This is a genomic window from Geodermatophilus sp. SYSU D00814, from assembly GCF_054050055.1.
Window position 1 is genome coordinate 17421 of record NZ_JBJGYP010000007.1, and the last position, 16821, is coordinate 34241.

A 16821-nucleotide genomic window follows, 5' to 3' on the forward strand; every position below is an offset into this window, starting at 1 on the left:
CGACCGGGCCCGCTGGGGCGTCACAGGGTGAGCCAGATGGTCCGCTGCAGGGTGCTCGCCGGGTCCTTGGCGATTACCGGGTGGGTGACGTAGTTGATGAGGACCCGGGCGTCGCCGAGCTCGGCCACGAGGCCGAACTCGCGCAGGTTCCCGCTCATGTGGTGGACGTCGGGCCAGGGGGGCACGTCCGGCCCCAGGTCGGCCTGGACCTGCAGCCGGTTCGTCGGTGCGTCCGTCACCGTCCCGCCGTCGAGGAAGTCCAGTCGGAGGTCGGCCACCGGGACGGTGAACGGGTGCGGGTCCACCAGCCCGGCCTGGGCGCTGCTCGCCTGCGGGGGACCGGTGATGTCCCACTGACCCAGGCCGGCCCCGACCTGCAGGCCCAGCAACCCCGTCGAGGACGGTGCCCCGCGCAGGAAGCTCGCCAGCAGCCGCCGGCACGTGTCGGCTATCGCGTTGCACCGCCAGCCGCGGTCCAGCACCACCCGGCCCGACGGGTGCACCAGCACGTCCCGGTACTCCCCCCGGAGCCCGGTCAGGTGCTCGTCACCACCGGTACCGCGCCCGTTCAGGTCGGCCCTGCTCATCTCGCACCCCTCCTCGGATGTCATCGCAGCGGGGGCCACCACGTCCGCCGCCGCAGGGTCGTCGGGTCGGCTGGGTCGACGACCACGCTCGAGCCGTCCCCGCTCAGGATCACCAGCCACTGCGGTGCCGCGACGGCGGTGGCATCGGTCGCCGGCGGGAAGCGCTCGGCGAACGGGTAGTGGTCGGTGAAGGAGTCCTGCAGCTGGCGTTCCGGCGGGAACACGAGCTCCTCCAGCTGGCCCGACTGCAGGATGACCACGACGCGCAGGTCCACCGGGCGGAAGCGCTCCAGCAGCTGGCGCAGCCGGTCGGCATCGCGCTGCACCAGGGGCCGCCCGGCCCGCCCCCGGTCGACGTAGAGACCGATGGTGGCGGGGGTGTAGAGCTCATCCGGAGCCGGCCGACCGCCGCCGGGCTGCTGCGGCGTGTAGGCGAGCAGGTCGCCGAACTGGCTGCGGCCCCGGTTGCGGTCCAGGTCGGCCGGCACCGAGGTCGTGGAACCGGCGAAGCGCCGGACGGCGGCCTCCTCGGGCGCCCGGCGGCTGGCGCCCTCCTGAGCCGCGCCGGGCACCCCGCCGCCCAGCCTGCCGAGGGCCACGTTCCGGTCGCTGCGGAACACCAGCCACTCCACACCACCCGGTCCGGGGACCACCGCGGGGTCGCTGTCCACGGCCCGGCCGGCCGTCACCCTGGCCGGAGCGCCGGGGACGCCGGCGTCGTCGACGTCGACCGCCCACAGCCGGTCCCCGCCGTCCCGGTCGCTGCGGAAGTAGACCCGCCGGGGCCCCGAGGGGCCGGCGACCAGCACCGGTTCGCGGTCCCGGCTGCCGCGCTCCGCGAGAACGGTCAGGTCGGCCGGGCCGGACCAGTCCGCGCGCGCCAGGTCGCACCGGCGGACCCGGATCCGCCAGCTGTCCCGCCCTCCCTCCGGACCGGGCGCGCGTCGCTGGGACCAGGCCAGCCAGAGCCAGCCACCGACCCTCAGGGCGTGCGGCTCCCGGTCGCCCGCTCCCTCGGCCGGGAAGACCCCCACCCCCGACCACGGCCCGTGGAGGCGGGTGACCGGCCGTCCGGCCGGACCGGCGCCCGGGGGGACGGTCTGCCATCTCCCGTCCGCGTCCTGCCGCACGAGGCCGGAGGAGGTCCCGAGCCAGCGGGTGCCGTCCCCCGGGAGGTGGATGCTGCGAACGTCGGCGGGGTCGACCCCGGGCACCGGGTGCAGCCGCACGGCCGAGCCCGGGCCGGACTCCACGAGCCCCGCGCCGGTGACCCACCAGACCGGGCCGCTGCTGTCGCCCGTGCGCGCCGTCGCCACCGTCTGTGCGGCGACGGCGCGGACCTCGCCGGCACCCGGTCCGGCGGCGGAGAGGTCGACGGCCCGCATGGTCCCGTCCCGCGCGACGCGCGCCGCACCACCGGCGGTCGCCACCCAGACCGCATCGTCCGCGGCCAGGACGACCTGCCGGACGTTGTCGTCGGGCAGACCGTCGCCCGTCCGGACGCTGCGCCACGGACTGCCCGGCACCCGCCACGACAAGCCGCCGGTCGTGCCCACCCAGACCGTCCCGTCGGTGCCCACGGTGACCGCCCGGGCGTCGTCCGACGCGAGGCCGTTCGCCACCGCAGCGCTCTCCCAGGTGCCGTCCGGGCGGCGGGCGCTCGTCCCGCCCGCGAGGGCGAACCACGCCGTGCCGTCCGGTGCCAGCGCCAGGTCGCGGACGTCGTCCGCGAGCAGGCCCCCGCCGGTGCTCGCGGCGGTCAGGACGGTCACGTCACCGCCGGGGGCGCGGACGGCGGCGCCGGCCGCGGTGGCGAACCAGGTCGAGCCGTCGGCGTCCACGGCCACCTCGCGGACCTCCGCGCCGGCCAGGCTCCCCGGCGCGCTCAGGGCCGACCACGTGCCGTCCTCGGCGAGGGTGGCGACGTCCCCTCCAGTGACCACCAGCAGGCGGCCGTCCCAGCGGCTCCGGGCCAGGGTCCATTGACCGGCGTAGTGGGTGCTCCAGAAGAGGCGCACCGCTCCGTCGGCGTCGAGGACGGCGCTGCACCCGGCCAGCCGGCCGGGACCGACGGAGGTCACATCGCGGGGCGGTCCCCAGCTGACGTCCTGGTCTGACCGGCCCCGACCGGCTAGCCGCCGGTCGCCGAGGCCCAGCGCCCGCGCGGCCGTGGAGGAGCCGAGGAGGACCCGCAGCCGGGCGTCCGGTCCGACCTGGATCGTCTGCAAGGCCAGGGACCCATCCGCCGCGGGCGCCGCCGAGATGCCTTGGAACTGGTCGTTCATCGCGGCCGCGACCTCCTCGGCCGAGGCTGACCGGGGGTCGGTGTAGTCGCCGGCGCGCACGGTGAAGACCTCGTTGCCGCCCGGGAGGGCCAAGGTCAGGCGGCTCCCGACCACGAGCCGGAAGGGCCCGGAGGTGTCACCGCGCAGGCGGGCGGGTGACAGGGGTGGCGGTGCGCCGCGGCGCCAGCGCAGGCGGGCCCCGGCCGTCCCGGGATGCTCCACCCAGGCCAGCCACAGCCGCCCGTCGGGCAGCGGGACGAGCGCGGGGTCGGCCGCCGCGGCGAGGGGGCGTTCCTGGACCAGCCGGGAGTCCGACCACCGGCCGCCCAGCTGAGCCTTCACGTGCAGTCGGGACTGGCGCGCGCCGGCCCCCTCGGTCCCGGCGTAGGCCAGCCAGGCACGGCCGGCGTCGTCCACGGCCGCGGCCGGACGGCCGGTGGGCGCGCCGTCGAGGGACAGCAGGCTGGCCGGCGCGGCCACGACCTCGACCCGGGACGCCGGGCCGCGCAGGAGCGACCGCAGCCGGACGGCGCGCCCGGCGACCCCTGCCTCGAGTTCCGGGACCGCCCGGGAGACGACCGCGGCCACCTCCGCGGCGGTCGCCGCACCGACGTCAGCGAAGTCGGCGGCCCCGAAGGTGAGGGTCGCCGGGAGGTCCCCATCGACGGCGACGGTGAGCGTCATCCCCGGGCGCAGGGGGAACGGCTCCACGGCGGCTCCGGTGAGCGTGGCCGGGACCCCGTCGGAGCCGGCCACGCGGTCGGCCGGCGGCGCGAAGCCGAGCAGCGGGGCCGCCTCGTCCACGCCCCACCACCGGCCGGCGCGCCGCTCGGCCGCGAAGAGGTTGCGCTGAGGAGGGACGTTGGTCCGGGCGACGTTCTGGGTGAACTCCGCGACCCGGGTCGACCAGCCGGTGTAGTGGTCCACGACGCTGCGCAGCCCAGGAACCGTGCCGACGGAGCCGTAGAGCCGGGGAGCGGTCCGGATCTCGTTGCGCTGACGGGCGACGTCCTCGTCCGTGGAGAGGTCCCACCCGATCCACTGCGCCAGCAGGGGGAGGAACCGCTGGTCGACCTCGGGGACGTCGCGCAGGGTGCGGAGGCCGTCGGCGGAGCTGCGCAGGGCGTCGAGGGTGGAGCCGAAGACGTCGACGAAGCGACGGAGCTGGCCGCCGACGGTGCTGGCCTCGGGCAGCAGGCCCGTCCCGGCGTCGGGGCGGCGGGCGACGGTGTCGTGCCGGCGGACCACTTCGGGGAGCAGCTCGTACAGGGTGCGGTGGTATCCGTGCACCTCTCCCGGAGTGGCCGTCGCCCGGAAGTGCTGCCCGTCGCCCGGGCCCGGGGAGTCCAGGCGGTAGTAGTAGGTGACGCCCGCCTCCAGCCGGCTCCCGGGGCCGCCGACGTCCAGCACCTCCACCTCGCGGCGCACCACGGACCGGTCCGCGGCGAAGACCGTCCGCACCGTCTCCCGCAGGACCTCGCAGCGCTGCCCGTCCACCACCTCGGTGAGGGTCACCGTGTGCTCCCGGATGCGCCGGGCTCCGACGAGCCGGTCGGCACCGGGCAGGTCGGTCGCGGAGATCCCCGCCGGCAGCGGCGCCGGGGGGAAGGCGGCGCTGTCGTAGAGCCGGGAAGGGTCCACCCCGCCGGCCGACGCCGGAAACTCGAAGTCCCTGGTTTTGCGGCGGACGACGACCGGCGGAGGCACCGGCAGCGCCTCCCCTGGGTCGGCCACGAAGGCCCACCGCAGCCAGACCCGGCGTCCGCAGAGGTCGGCGCTTGCGGAGAACGACTCGATCCTCACGGCGGACCGGTCCGCAGGGTCACGTCCAGGGAGCCCAGCACCGGGATCTCGTTCTCGCCGATCGGGATGCGCCCGTCCGGGGGGACCTCCAGGGAGACGGCGGCGCGCAGGAACGGCGGGAGCTCCGCGAGCGGCGGCAGACCGCTGCGGGCGAGCTCGGCGTCGACGTCGACGGCGGGGCTGTCGCGTCGCCGGAAGCGGGTGATGTTCAGCGACAGCACACCCGGCACGGCCTCGGCGACGGCATAGAGGTCGCTCTGGTGCAGGTTCTGGCCGAAGTCAACGCGGTCGAACGAGAGCAGCTCGCGGACGGCCGTCTCGACGCCGCTGGCCACGGCGTCACCTACGAACCGCTCATCGACCGACAGGGACAGCGCCACGTCGACGGTGACGCCCTGGGCGTCCAGGACGTGCACCAGCGTGCCGGCCATGCGCTTGTCCTCGAAGTAGCCGATGAGCCGGTGCCGGAGCGCCTCGGGGACGGGACGCAGCTCGTGGCCGGCGGGCGCGACGTACAGGTCGACACGGCCCGCGGCGACGGCGCCGGCGCGGACCTTCGCCACGGTGCCGGTGCCGTGGGCCAGCGCCACGTAGTCGCTGGCGGTGACGGCGCGGTTGGTCGAGCGGAAGGCGAACGGGGCGTACCGGGCAGCGTGGTCGGACCGTTCGGCGTCGCTGCCCCCGCCCGCTCCCCGCAGGTTGAACACGGCCAGCAGGGCGGGCACCTGCCCGGTGACGGTGACGATCGCCCCGGCGGCGACGTTGCCCGCGGCCCCTGCGCAGACCCGGTAGCTCGCGCGGACGTTGTCGATGCCGACCGGCGGCCGCCGCCCGGCGCCGAACACGACGTGCGGGCGGTCGCTGCCGTCCACGATCAGCTGGTAGTGCCGCGCCTCGGGGTGGGAGAACAGCGCCCGCCCGTCGGGGGCGATGTCGAACAGCAAACTGTCGCGGCGGTGCCAGGGCACCCAGTCGGCGCCCTCGTTAACCTCGACCTGCACCGAGTCGACCACAATCGTCCGGTCCGGTAGGCGGAAGGACTGGTTGGGTTCGCCCGTGGAGGAGCCGATCACCACCGGCCCGGCCCGGCGGCTCTGCTCGACGGGGAGGTCGTCGTAGCACACCGCCGGCGTTCCGTCGGGTGCAACGCCGGGTCGGACCTGGTCCGACGCCAGGGCGATGTCCAGCGTGGGGCCGAGGTAGGTGAAGGGCACCGGGGCCCCCGCGGCCCCGGGCGCCGCGAAGGCCGTCCCGTGGCGCACCTGCACCGTCCGGTCCTGCGGCGGGAAGACGAGCGTCAGGTCAGCCATCGCCGGTGCGGCGGGGGAGAGCTCGTAGCCGATGAGCCGAAGCAGGTCGACGACGCTCTCCCGCTCCGTCGCCGTGCTGGGGAACAGCTCACTGGCGATGCGGTCCTGGTAGTACAGGACGATGTCGCCGACGTAGGCGAACAGGTCCACGAGCAGCATGCCGAGGTCCGCCGGGGAGCGGTCGGTCCACTCCGGCACTCGTTGCTCGGCCAGGCGGAGCATGGCGGCGCGCAGTGAGCGGAAGTCCTTGTCGGTGTAGTCGATCGCCGGCGGAACCGGCGCCGGTCCACCGTCCGGGCTGCTCATGGCGACGTCCTTCCGGGTCAGTGCGGACGGGTCGGTTCAGATCAGCGGGAGACTGAGCTCGCCGATCCCCGGCCGGTCGCTGTGGACGTACTCGAGGACCAGCCGGAGCTCGCCGTCCCGCCGGGACACCCGGGCCCGCGTCACGATCAGGCGGCGCTCCCAGCGCACGACGGCCTCGTGCGCCTGACGTCGCAGCAGGTCGGCGGTCACGTCGTCGTCCGGCTCGTGCGCCAGGGAGTGCAGGCGGGTCCCGAAGTCCCGAAGCATGGGCCGCTCGCCCAGCCGGGTCCCCAGCAGCAGGCGCAGGTCCTCCCGGACCTTCTGGTCGCCCCGGCTCAAGGCCACCCCGCCTGTGTGGGGGTCGATCCGGAACGGGAACGCGGTCCCCGCGGGCTCGGTCACGGGATCCTCCTGTCGAACGGGTCGGGCGTCAGTCGAGCGGGCACGGTGGTGGGCCCGGCGGGCTGGGCAGCGCCGGTGCGGCGGGCACCGACGGCAGGCCGGGGACGGGCGGCAGCGGCACCCGGACCGCCGGCAGCGGCGGGGCCGGCAGGCCGGGGAGCTCGGGCAGGGCGAGGGTCGGCAGCGGGGGCGGGGACGGGACGGGCGGCAGGCCGGGGACGGGCGGCAGCGGCACCCGGACCGCCGGCAGCGGCGGGGCCGGCAGGCCGGGGAGCTCGGGCAGGGCGAGGGCCGGCAGCGGGCGCGGGGACGGGACCGAGGGCAGCCCCGGGGGCGCCGGGAGCGGGACGGCCACCGCGGGGAGGGCGGGGAACGAGCAGCGGCTCATCACGCCACCACGACCGCGCTGGAGAAGTGGACGCCGGGTTGCGGCGCGACGGTCGACAGGGCGACGGAGGGGGCGACCGGCCCGGCCGCCCCCTCGTGGGTGTGCAGCTGCAGGGCCTTCCACAGCTGGCTGAACGGCCCGGCCAGCACCGTGGCCTCGGCGGCCCCGTGACCGAGAGCGACCGCCGACGCGTCCACAACCACGGAGGCGGCGCTGACGTGCACCGTTCCCCCGGAGACGTTGACCATCGTGCCGTCGGGGTTGACCACGCTGGTGCCCTTCTCGCCCATCGTCAGATGGTTCCCGTGCTGCTCGACCAGCGTCGCGGTCCCGTTGTTCGCGTCCAGGTGCAGGTGCGACCCCTTGGCGTTGGCGATGAGCACGCTGCCCGACGGGTCGATCGAGATGAACGCGTTGCTCGCGTGGCGGACGAGGACCCGCTCCTCCTCCTGGGTGTCGACGATCTCGATGGTGTGGCCGGCCCGCGTCGTGATGACCCGGTGGTCCGGCGGGGAGACGCGGGCGGCCTCCGGGGCGCTGCCCAGCGGGTGCCACACCCCGGCCCAGATGGGGCGCTCGGGGTCACCGGCCTCGAACTCCACCCAGATGTGCGTACCGACCGGCGGCACGAAGAAGAGGCCGTACGGCAGGCAGGCTGCCGCGGCGACCACGGTGTCCCCGCCGAACACGTCGGGCACGGTCACCTGCAGGGTGCCCTGGTGGTCGTCGTCCTCGTTCCCCGCGACCGTGCCCCGGAACTTGCCGTAGTACCGGCCGACGTGCCGGTCTAGGTCGTCGCTGCTCATGCCCGGTCCTGCCTATCTGGTGGCCGTGAACTTGCTGTAGTAGCTGGACCGCGTGCCTTGGCCGACCCGCTCCCGGGTGTAGACATGGTTGACCTTGGTCACGTACCAGGCGCCCTCGGCCCAGGGCGCCACGCCCTGGATGAGCACCCGGGACTTGGCCCGCAGCTGGACGGTGCCGACCGAGACGCCCTGGCCGTTGAGGCCGAGCTCCCGGGTCGGGTCGCTGGTGACCTGGGCGGCCAGCGCGTCGGCTCCGGCCGAGGGGCGGCCGGTGACCTGCTGCCTGCGCGGCTCGATCTTCGCTGTGGCCGCGGCCGAGAGCTCGGCCAGCGCCTCGACGGCCGCGCGCCGGCCTGCGTCCACGTCGCGCTGCCGTCCGGTCGCCGGGGGAGGCAGGGGCTCCCGGGGCCGTGGCGCCGGTGCCGGCTGCTCGACCGGCTCGCCCGTGGCCGGGTCGATCGAGCTCGCCGCGCGGACGGGCAGCGCCCCGGTGGCGATCCGCTCGTACCGGAACTCGATCAGCTCGCCGATGCCCCGGCAGTACCGCAGCGTGCCGATCGGCTCGGCGGAGGCCACCCGGGCGACGGGCACGAAGTAGAACTTCGAGGCGTCCTTCCCGTCGAACTCGAGGAAGGCCAGGCAGCCCTGGCGCCGCGCCTGGTCGAGCACGAACTCCCACTCGTTGAGCCCTGCGTGCGCCACCGGGCGCGTCGTCGACATCGTGACGTCGTCCGCCGGCTCGATCTGCCTGGCGGTGATGCGGTACTCGGGGCGGCCGACGATCCGGCCAAGGACGGCGCTGAGCTTCTCCCCGGGCTGCCACTCGCCGGGCTGGTACGGGCGCAGGGTCATCCGGTAGGTGAAGTCCAGCGCGGTGAGCTCCACGCGCTGGCCGGTGGGCTGGGCCAGCACGCGCGTGCTGGTCACCACACCCTCGAAGATGGGCGCCTGCTCGGCCTGCCACCCCACGGCGAGCCGCACGACCAGCCCCTCGAACGAGAGGTCGGCCAGCAGGCCGGTGTCGTCGTCGAGCACCACCGTCGCCTTGTCGGTGAGCCGGTCGTGGTCCTCGATGTCGACCGACCGGACCGGTGCCGAGACGTCGCGCCAGTCGCTGCCGTCCGCGCTCACCTGCAGGGTGGCGATGGCTGCCTCGTCGGACGCGCTGCTCACTAGAACACCCGCTCTCGGTCGACCTGCCCGGTGCCGGCGTCGGCGGCGACCGCGACGGTCAGCGTGTCCCCGGGCCGCAGGTCCAGCGGGAACGCCAGCGGGTTGGCGTCGGCGATTCGCCACCAGGACTCGCTGCTGCCCAGCAGCCGCCACGCCAGGTACTCGAGGTCCTCGAGCCCGCTCACCACGTGCCGGTAGGCGGCTCCCGCGGGGGGTGGCACGTGGCGCCGGATCGACACCGTGGCGTGCACGGCTCCGCGAGGGTCCGCGGCGGCGTGGACCGCATGCCCCCGGTACCGGGACGAGATCGACACGACCACGGCCGGCCCCCTCTACCGCTCGAAGACGTTCTGCACGAGGCCCGCGGCCGGCAGGGCCTGGACCCAGTCCTGCCGGGTCAGTTGGCCGTAGGACTTGCACACCTCGACCACGCGGCCCAGCACGTCCAGGCCGGTCGACAAGGAGTGGGTCTGCTCGTTGAGCGTCACGCTGACCTCGGCCCGCTCGGGGGTGAGGTCCGGCTTGAACTTCGTGATCTTGATGTTCAGGTCCGTCATCACGCAGTCGAGGTCGACGTCGCCGAGCTTGAGCGTGCACAGGGGTGGACGGGTCGGCGGGCAGAACTTCTTCGGGGTCGTGGCCCAGGCCAGCATGTCGTTCAGCGGGTCCCAGGAAGGGTTCATGAAGGACCGCAGCACGGCCAGGCTCGGCTCGATGCGACCGCCGAACCGCTCGTCCCCCTCGACCCCGCCCTCATTGCCCTGCGGCACGTCGGGCATCGCGCGCGCGTCGAGGGCGAAGTCGAGCGCAAAGGTCCGGGGCTTGCCCGTGTCGGCCTCCAGCGGCTTGGTGCCGACGAGCAGGCTGCCGATCTCCCTGAGGTCGTCCATGACGCCGAAGACGTCCCCGAACCCGGTCGCCGCGGCCGTCTGGTCGAACCGCCACTTGCCGAAATTGTTCGTCTCCCGGTAGCTGAAGCTCTTCTTCTCCAAGAGCAGCTCGGGGTGGAACTGGAACCGGAAGATCAACGGGGGGACGTTGAGGATGTTGGCGAGGTAGCCGGCGGATCGGGCCATGGGGGCTCCTAGAAGGGTTCGCGCGGCCAGCACCGGCCGCCGCGCAGTCGATCGTCGAAGAGCATCCGGCGGTACTGGCTCATGTCGTCCGGCACCAGCACGGGCGGCGGCTCCAGGACCTGCACCGGAGCCGGGGCGACCTCGCCGGCCGCCCCGCCCGCCGGTGCCGCGGGGGTGATCTCGACGACGACCTCGTCTATCTGCACCGTCGCGCGCGGCCGGTCCATCTCGCCTTCGACGAGGGCCCGGGGCACGCCGGCCCGGCCGGTCTCCCCGGCGAAGTGCCGGGTGATGCTGCCGAGGAGGCTGTCCAGCCCGCCCGCCTGCAGCCAGTGCTCGTAGGCGGTGGCGATGACCTCCAGGCCTGTCCTCGACGGCGTGACCTCGGGGACGACGACCTGGCCGGCCAGGGCCTCGGACTGGGCGGCAACGGCCCTCATCCGCTCTCCGAGCGTGGCGTCGGAGAGTCGGGTCTCCGCCAGTGCCGCGGCGTCGAGTCGGGTGGCGAGAGACCGCAGCCCCTGCTGCGCGGCCTCGGTGGTCATCTCGAGGCCCTCGATCGCGCTCTGCTCCACGCGGTTGAAAGCGATCGTGGCGCGCTCGACCATGGCGGGGTCGGTGAGGACCGCGCGGAAGTCGGGGAGAGACGGCGGCGCGGGCAGTGCCGCCGCGCCCGCGGTCAGGGGTTCGAGGAACGGCGCGGCGGCCGCGCGTAGTGCCTCGACCGCCGTGGACTCCATGGGCCTGTCGGTCTTCAGCTCGTAGATTGGCGGCAGGATCGCCGGCAGGATGCGGACGACGTGGGTGATGACGCGGAAGACGCGCAGGTCGCCGAGGTTGCGCAGGACCGTGTCGACGGTCGGCACCACCCACCCGAGCAGCCGGTCCACCGTCGTCTTGGCCGCGTCCCCGAGCACCGCACCGAGCTCCAGGACGGCGAGCGCCGCCTCGCGGACGGTCACAAAGATGCTCGAGACGACACCGGCCACCGCCGATCCCAGGACCTGCACCACGGTGACGCCCATCCGGGCCACCAGCGCGAGGGTGTCGAACGCGGTGACCGTGATCGCACCGCGCACCAGCAGCGCGACGCGCAGCGCGAACCGCAGCGTCTCGGCGATCGCCAGGCGGATGTCGGCCAGCCGCGTGATGACCGAGGCCAGCGAGCCGACCAGCAGGGGCAGCCCGATGACCAGCCCGTCGACGACGCGGCCGATGGCGGCCAGCACCGGCAGCAGCGAGTCCAGCAGCCGCTGCCAGCGGTCCGCCTCCGGAGTCGCCGGGAGCACCGCCGGGGCCGCTCCTGCTCCCTGCCCCGCGGCCAGGAACAGGCCGGTGAGGCCGTTGACGGCGGAGCGGATCTGCTCGAGCTGGGCGACCAGGCCCGAGCCGCCCACCGGGCCGCCGCGTCCGGTGGAGGTCGCCGCCGGCTCGTCCTCCGTCGGCTCGCCGGTGCCGATCCGGGCGAGGATCCGCTCGACCCGCCCGGTGATGGAGTCGATCGTCGGGAGGGACCGCACGAGCTGGTAGGAGCTCAGCGTGCCGCCGATCAGCCCGCCGGGGAGGTTCCCGAGGAAGCTGCCGATCCCGCCGAGCAGGCCCGAGAGGAAGTCGCCGAACCCCCCGCCCGGTGCGAGGTCTCCGATGTTGACCACGTGCACCTTGAGCGCGCCGTCGAACAGGGGCGGCGCTCCGAAGCGGGGTCCCGCCGCGATGACGGAGGTGAAGGCGAAGGTGCCGTAGGTGGAGGTGGCCCGCTCGATGTCCTCGAGCGCCCGGCGGGCGAACCGGGTCTGGGTCAGCAGCAGGCCCAGCTGGCCGATCAGCTCGTCGTCCATCACGGACCGTCCTGCTCGGCCAGCTCGGCCAGCCGGCGCCGGCCGCGACGGTGGGCCGCGCGCACGGCGTCCTCGAACTGGCCGGCGAGGAGGGCTGCCAGTTCCTCGTCGAGCTCCTGGCCGGGGGTGACGCGCAGGGTGAGGCGGGGGACGGCGACGCGCGCGAGCGCGGCCCGCCGGCGGAGGATCCGGGGTGAGGTCGGGGTGACCGGCGTCGTCAGCTCGGTGCCCTGCGCGAGCTGGGCCCGCCAGTGCGCGGCCACCTCGCCGACGTAACCCTCGAGCACCTGCTGGACGAGGTCGAACCCGGAGCCGGCGAGGAAGGACTCGTGGGCGAGGGCCAGGGGGTCCTCGGGCCGCGCGGCCAGCCCTCGCTGCTCGGCGACGACCGGCGCGAACAGCAGGTCGGCCAGCACCCCGGACTGTCGGGCCACCCGGCGCAGGCCGCTGCCGACCGCGCGCCGGTGCACGGCGTCGGCGGCCGCCGCGTCCGCTGTCGAGGCCAGCTCGCTCAGGCCGCGCGCCGACGCGGTCACCGCACCGGTGACGCCGTCGTGCAGGCCCTGCTCGAGCCGGTCCAGGACCTCGACGAGCCGTCCTCCCGCGGCGGGCCCGGCCAGGACGTTCCGCAGGTCGGGGAAGTCCGACCGGAACCGCAGCGCGGCCGCCTCGGGGAACTCGGGGAGCGCCGCGCCACTGCCACCGCCGGTGAACAGCTCGCGGACCAGCCGGCGGGCCCGGGGGAACTGCCGCCGGGCGTAGCGCACCCTGCCCGAGAAGCCGGAGAGGGGCACCCGCCGGGTCAGGCTGTCCAGGAACAACTCCCCGGCGTCGATCCAGGTGTTGAGCTCGAACTGCTTGAGCCGGTTCACCCCGCGCCCCGAGGCATCGAGCAGGTCGCCCAATGACAGCGACGGGAGGACGCCGAGGGCGAAGGCGGCCCGGCCCAGGGTCGGCCGCAGCAGCTGGGCCAGGTCGAAATCGACCAGGATGCCGAGCATGCGCGGAACGGCCCGCAGCACCCCGAGCACCTCCCGGAAGTACTCGACGACCTGGAGCACGAAGTCGCGGACGCGGACGGCGACCTCAGTGCCGAGGGCGCGCCAGACCCGCAGCGTGAGGTGCACGTTGGCGCCGATCACCTCATGCGCTCCGGCGGCCAGGGCGACGCCGTCCTGGGCGTGGGCGGCCAGCCCCGTGGACACGGCCTCGACCGCGTCGCGCCGGAGCTCCAGCACGCTCCGTTCCAGCCCGCCCAGCTCGTCGAGCGCCAGCTGCCGACCCCGGATCTCCAGGCCCTGGCGGAGCACGTCGAGGACCGCCGGCAGCCCGCCCACGAGCACGGTGAGACCAAGGACGCCGAATGCCACGGTGTTGAGCGTGTCGGTCAGCGAGAGGGCCGCCGCGGGTGTCGCGGCCGGCTCCGGGGCGGCGGCCGGCGTGTCCGCCGCCGGAACGTCGAAGATGCCCATCGCGGCGCGCACCCGGCCGGTGAGCTGCTGGACCTGACCGCCGGCCCGGCTGGCCTCGGCGAGCGCGCGGGTGGTAAGGGCCAGCAGGCCGAACAGGTCGGCGGCGGTCCGGCTGTCGGGGTCGAACGTGCGGGGGCCGGCCGTGTCGAAGCGGGCGACCGATGCCTCCACCTCCGCCAGGCTACGGTCGAGAGCGGTCAGGAAGCGGGGGATCGCCGCCGCGCCGTCCTCGCCCTGCAGCGGGCGCAGCGCCGCGGAGAGGCCGTCGACGAAGGCCCTGCCGCCGGCCTCCAGCTGCTCCGCGAGGGACGGCGGGCGGCCGGCGGGGGTGAGGGTGCCGAGCTGGCCGGGGGTCAGGGTCATCGAGACCGCGCCGTCGACGAAGCGGACGACGGGGAACGCCCGCGTGGCGAGGTCCACGGAGCGGGCCGCGGTGAGGCGGCGGCCGAGCACGGGGGCGATCAGTTTCTGCGCGACGGCGACCAGCCTGAGCTGCATGGCGAACGCGCCGGCGACGGCCGTGAGGTCCAGAGGCATGTCAGCCCCCCGCGGCGGCTGGTGCCACCTGGCCGAGCCGCCGTCTCAGCAGCTCCTCGAACCGGCGTGCCTCGCCCACGGTCGTGCCCGGCAGCCGCAGCCGGAGCGTCCGGACCTCCGTGCGCAGCCGGTCGTCGGCGGGCAGGTCGAGCACCGGGAGCGTCTCGGGGTCCAGCTGCTGTTGCGGCCCGGCGTAGAGGTCGGCGTCCAGGGTTGCCAGCACCCCGGCCAGCTGCGCCGTCGCCCCGGCCCGCATCGCGGGTGGGAGGACGCGGCCGACGACGACGGTGAAGGCCGCGCGCACCGGATCCAGACCGGCGCGGCTCAGCCGCACCGCCCGGCCCGGGGCCGCGCCGAACCGCTCCTCGAAGGCCTGCCGCTCACGACGGAGGACGCTCGGCCGCTCGGCGGCCCGCCGGACCGCCGACGCCGCCTCCGTGCCCAGCTGGATGGGTGGCTCCGGACCGCTCCTGCTACCGAGCCGGTCGGCCGCCGCCTCGATGGCCGCGCCGCTCAGGGGTGGGACGCCGGTTCCCAGGGAGCGGCGCAGGCGATCGGCGTCGGGGAGCTCGGGGAGCTCGGGGAAGTCGGGCCACGGGGGCACTGCCCGGTCCAGCTGGTCCAGCAGCTCCGACAGGGGGGACGGCCCCGAGCTGGAGCTGCTGCTCTCCGGGGCCGTGGCGAAGGCCTGGGTGACCACCGACAGTTGGGTCCGGAACGCCTTCAGCAGCCGTGCGGTGGGGTGGCCGGTGAACAGCACCTCCACGAAGGCGACGGCCAGGTCCTGCAGCCGCGAGTAGGTGTCGTCGAGGCTGCTTAGCAGGTCCGCCCCCATCGCACGCAGAAGCGCCAGTCCGTCGCTGAACACCCTGCGGACCTGGCGGAACCGCCCGCGGGCGACGGCGGCCACGCGGTCGACCACGGCCCGCAGCGACAGCGGCCCCTCCCGCAGCTCCGTCAGCCGGCCCAGTAGGCCGAGGACGACGTCCTCGAGGACGGGGACCGCTGCCCGCACCAGCCGGAGCAGCCCTCGCGCCGTCTCGGCCACCGACGGGAGCACCGGTCCGATCCGCGTGAGGAGGACCGCGACGGCGCCCAGCGCCTGCGCGTACAGCGCGGCGCTCCGGTCGAGCAGCCGCAGCAGCCGCAGGAGCAACGGGTTGCGCACCCCCGCCCGGGGACCGCTGAGCTGGTTCAGCAGGCCGGCCGCCGCGTGCAGGCAGCACCCCAGGGCTCCGAAGAGGTCGTACGCGGCCTGCAGCTCCCGGCGGCCGCCGAGCACGGCTGCCAGGCCGTAACCCAGACCGGCCAGGACCAGCCCGCCCCCGAGGAGGACGGCGACCGCGCAGGGCGCCGCCACCAGGCCGGCGGCGAGGAGCCACGGGGCCAGGGCCCACAGCAGGGCCTTGAGCGCCGTGCCGACCGTCAGCGTGCCGAAGCGCAGGAGCAGCCGGGCACCGACGAGGGCGCCGACCGGGCTGATCAGCGTCCCCGCCAGCGAGCCGGCCAGGCCGAGGACGGCCGACGTCGGGTTCGGACCGCCCGTGCTCCGGACGACCGAGCGCTGGGCGAGCAGGAACTGCGCGTCGAGGGCCCCAAGGTTGGTGACGTACGCGCGGAGGCTGAGCCCGGCGAAGGGCACCCGTTCGCCGAACCAGTGCACCAGGAAGGCGCTACGGGCCCGCTCGACGACGACTGACTCCCGTGCCACGATCTCGAGCCAGGGGGTCAGCGTCGAGGCCGCGGTGGCGAGGGTCCAGGCCGCGTTCTGCAGCAGCAGGGCCAGCGGCATGGCGCTCGAACCTCCTCCCCGGGTGGTCTCACCGGGTGCGCGCGTCCTCGAGGTGGGCGTTCTCGTGCTCGATCTGCTCCACCAGGAGGCCGACGTAGGCCCGGCGCTCGCCGGCCTCCATGTCCATCAGCTCCGCGAAGGACCAGTGCAGGTGGTAGCCGAGGAAGAAGACCTCCCGCCGGAGCTGCTCCAGGCTCACTCCGGCGCTAAAAAATGCGTCATGTCCAGGCTGGCCCGGACCTCGTGGCCGCAGGCTGGGCAGTCGAGCTCGCGGATCAGGTCGATCCCGGGCGCCCCGGCGTTGAATGCCCGGTCGATCAGCCGTCGGTCGGTCATGGTGAGGTCCGCGAAGATCTTCGGCCCCAGGGCCTCGAGCCGGTGCTGCGGCAGGTCGCCGAGGGTCCGCAGGCACCGGGCCAGCAGCGCGTTCTTCCCCAGGGAGGCGTTCTTCCGCATCTGCGGAGCCGCCGCCGACTCGTCGTCGCCGCGGGCCAGCCGGAGGGTCATCGAGGTGTGCACCGAGCCGTCCCGGTCGACGTAGCCGTCGTCGAGCTCGACCACGACGTCCTCGGGCGGCTCGCCGTCGAGCAGCATCCGGACGGGCAGGGCGTCGAGGTCCTCGACGGTGTCGAACCGGTCGCCGCAGGCCGGGCAGGTGTAGGACGCGGGCAGTTCGGCGCCGAAGGTGAAGCTGCGCAACCTGATCAGCAGGTAGTTGCGGTCCACCGAGTACATCAACTCCACGTCGCCGCGCCGTGGTGCCGGGAGGTCACCTAGGCGGGTTATGCAGCTGTGCAGCAGCGCGGTGACCAGCCGGCCGCCGTTCCGCTGGTTGGCCGGGTCGGCCAGCAGCGCCTCGTCCCGCCCGGTCATCTTGCGCAGGGTGACCTGGCGGTGCACCCGCCCCTCGCCGTCGACGAACCCGACCGGAAGAGTCACCTCGATCTCGCGCACGCCGGCCCGGCTGGTCACCGGTGGCGGATCGGCGTCCGGGTGGCTGCCGGTCAGCGGCGTCATGGTCATGGTCATGGCGGTCTCCTCGGGTG

At 74.9% G+C, this 16821-nt stretch carries 14 protein-coding genes; all 14 read right to left on the reverse strand.

Annotation, left to right across the window (positions count from 1 at the left end):
- Positions 1 to 20 precede the first annotated feature (20 nt).
- Positions 21 to 587: a hypothetical protein gene (locus tag ACI780_RS06845; RefSeq protein WP_457001733.1), complete on the reverse strand. Its 567-nt coding sequence runs from the start codon at positions 585 to 587 to the stop codon at positions 21 to 23.
- 20 nt (positions 588 to 607) lie between these two features.
- On the reverse strand, positions 608 to 4675 hold the full coding sequence (locus ACI780_RS06850; RefSeq protein WP_457001735.1) for a phage tail protein: 4068 nt from the start codon (positions 4673 to 4675) through the stop codon (positions 608 to 610).
- Positions 4672 to 6291, reverse strand: a complete 1620-nt coding sequence (locus ACI780_RS06855; RefSeq protein ID WP_457001737.1) for a baseplate J/gp47 family protein — start codon at positions 6289 to 6291, stop codon at positions 4672 to 4674. The genes ACI780_RS06850 and ACI780_RS06855 overlap by 4 nt, the downstream gene beginning before the upstream one ends.
- Positions 6292 to 6327: 36 nt before the next feature.
- Positions 6328 to 6693, reverse strand: a complete 366-nt coding sequence (locus ACI780_RS06860; protein WP_457001739.1) for a GPW/gp25 family protein — start codon at positions 6691 to 6693, stop codon at positions 6328 to 6330.
- 28 nt (positions 6694 to 6721) lie between these two features.
- A complete protein-coding gene (locus ACI780_RS06865) occupies positions 6722 to 7081 on the reverse strand; it encodes a hypothetical protein (protein WP_457001741.1) in 360 nt (119 codons plus the stop codon).
- On the reverse strand, positions 7081 to 7887 hold the full coding sequence (locus ACI780_RS06870; protein ID WP_457001743.1) for a phage baseplate assembly protein V: 807 nt from the start codon (positions 7885 to 7887) through the stop codon (positions 7081 to 7083). The genes ACI780_RS06865 and ACI780_RS06870 overlap by 1 nt, the downstream gene beginning before the upstream one ends.
- Before the next feature lie 12 nt (positions 7888 to 7899).
- Positions 7900 to 9060 (reverse strand): hypothetical protein, encoded by a 1161-nt coding sequence (locus tag ACI780_RS06875; RefSeq protein WP_457001745.1) that lies wholly within the window; start codon positions 9058 to 9060, stop codon positions 7900 to 7902.
- Positions 9060 to 9245, reverse strand: coding sequence for a hypothetical protein (locus ACI780_RS06880; protein ID WP_457001747.1), 186 nt, complete (start codon positions 9243 to 9245; stop codon positions 9060 to 9062). Before ACI780_RS06880 ends, ACI780_RS06875 begins: the two co-directional genes overlap by 1 nt.
- A gap of 147 nt (positions 9246 to 9392) precedes the next feature.
- Positions 9393 to 10136: a hypothetical protein gene (locus tag ACI780_RS06885; RefSeq protein ID WP_457001749.1), complete on the reverse strand. Its 744-nt coding sequence runs from the start codon at positions 10134 to 10136 to the stop codon at positions 9393 to 9395.
- 8 nt (positions 10137 to 10144) lie between these two features.
- Positions 10145 to 11974, reverse strand: coding sequence for a hypothetical protein (locus ACI780_RS06890; RefSeq protein ID WP_457001751.1), 1830 nt, complete (start codon positions 11972 to 11974; stop codon positions 10145 to 10147).
- Entirely contained in the window at positions 11974 to 13983 is a 2010-nt protein-coding gene (locus ACI780_RS06895) for a hypothetical protein (RefSeq protein WP_457001753.1), read from the reverse strand. Before ACI780_RS06895 ends, ACI780_RS06890 begins: the two co-directional genes overlap by 1 nt.
- Position 13984: 1 nt before the next feature.
- Complete coding sequence (locus ACI780_RS06900; RefSeq protein WP_457001755.1) at positions 13985 to 15775, reverse strand: hypothetical protein; 1791 nt, start codon at positions 15773 to 15775, stop codon at positions 13985 to 13987.
- Between the two features lie 28 nt (positions 15776 to 15803).
- The gene (locus tag ACI780_RS06905; RefSeq protein ID WP_457001757.1) at positions 15804 to 15974 is read right to left on the reverse strand and encodes a hypothetical protein; all 171 of its coding nucleotides are present in this window, start codon (positions 15972 to 15974) and stop codon (positions 15804 to 15806) included.
- Complete coding sequence (locus ACI780_RS06910; RefSeq protein WP_457001759.1) at positions 15971 to 16804, reverse strand: T4 family baseplate hub assembly chaperone; 834 nt, start codon at positions 16802 to 16804, stop codon at positions 15971 to 15973. Before ACI780_RS06910 ends, ACI780_RS06905 begins: the two co-directional genes overlap by 4 nt.
- Between the last annotated feature and the right edge of the window lie 17 nt (positions 16805 to 16821).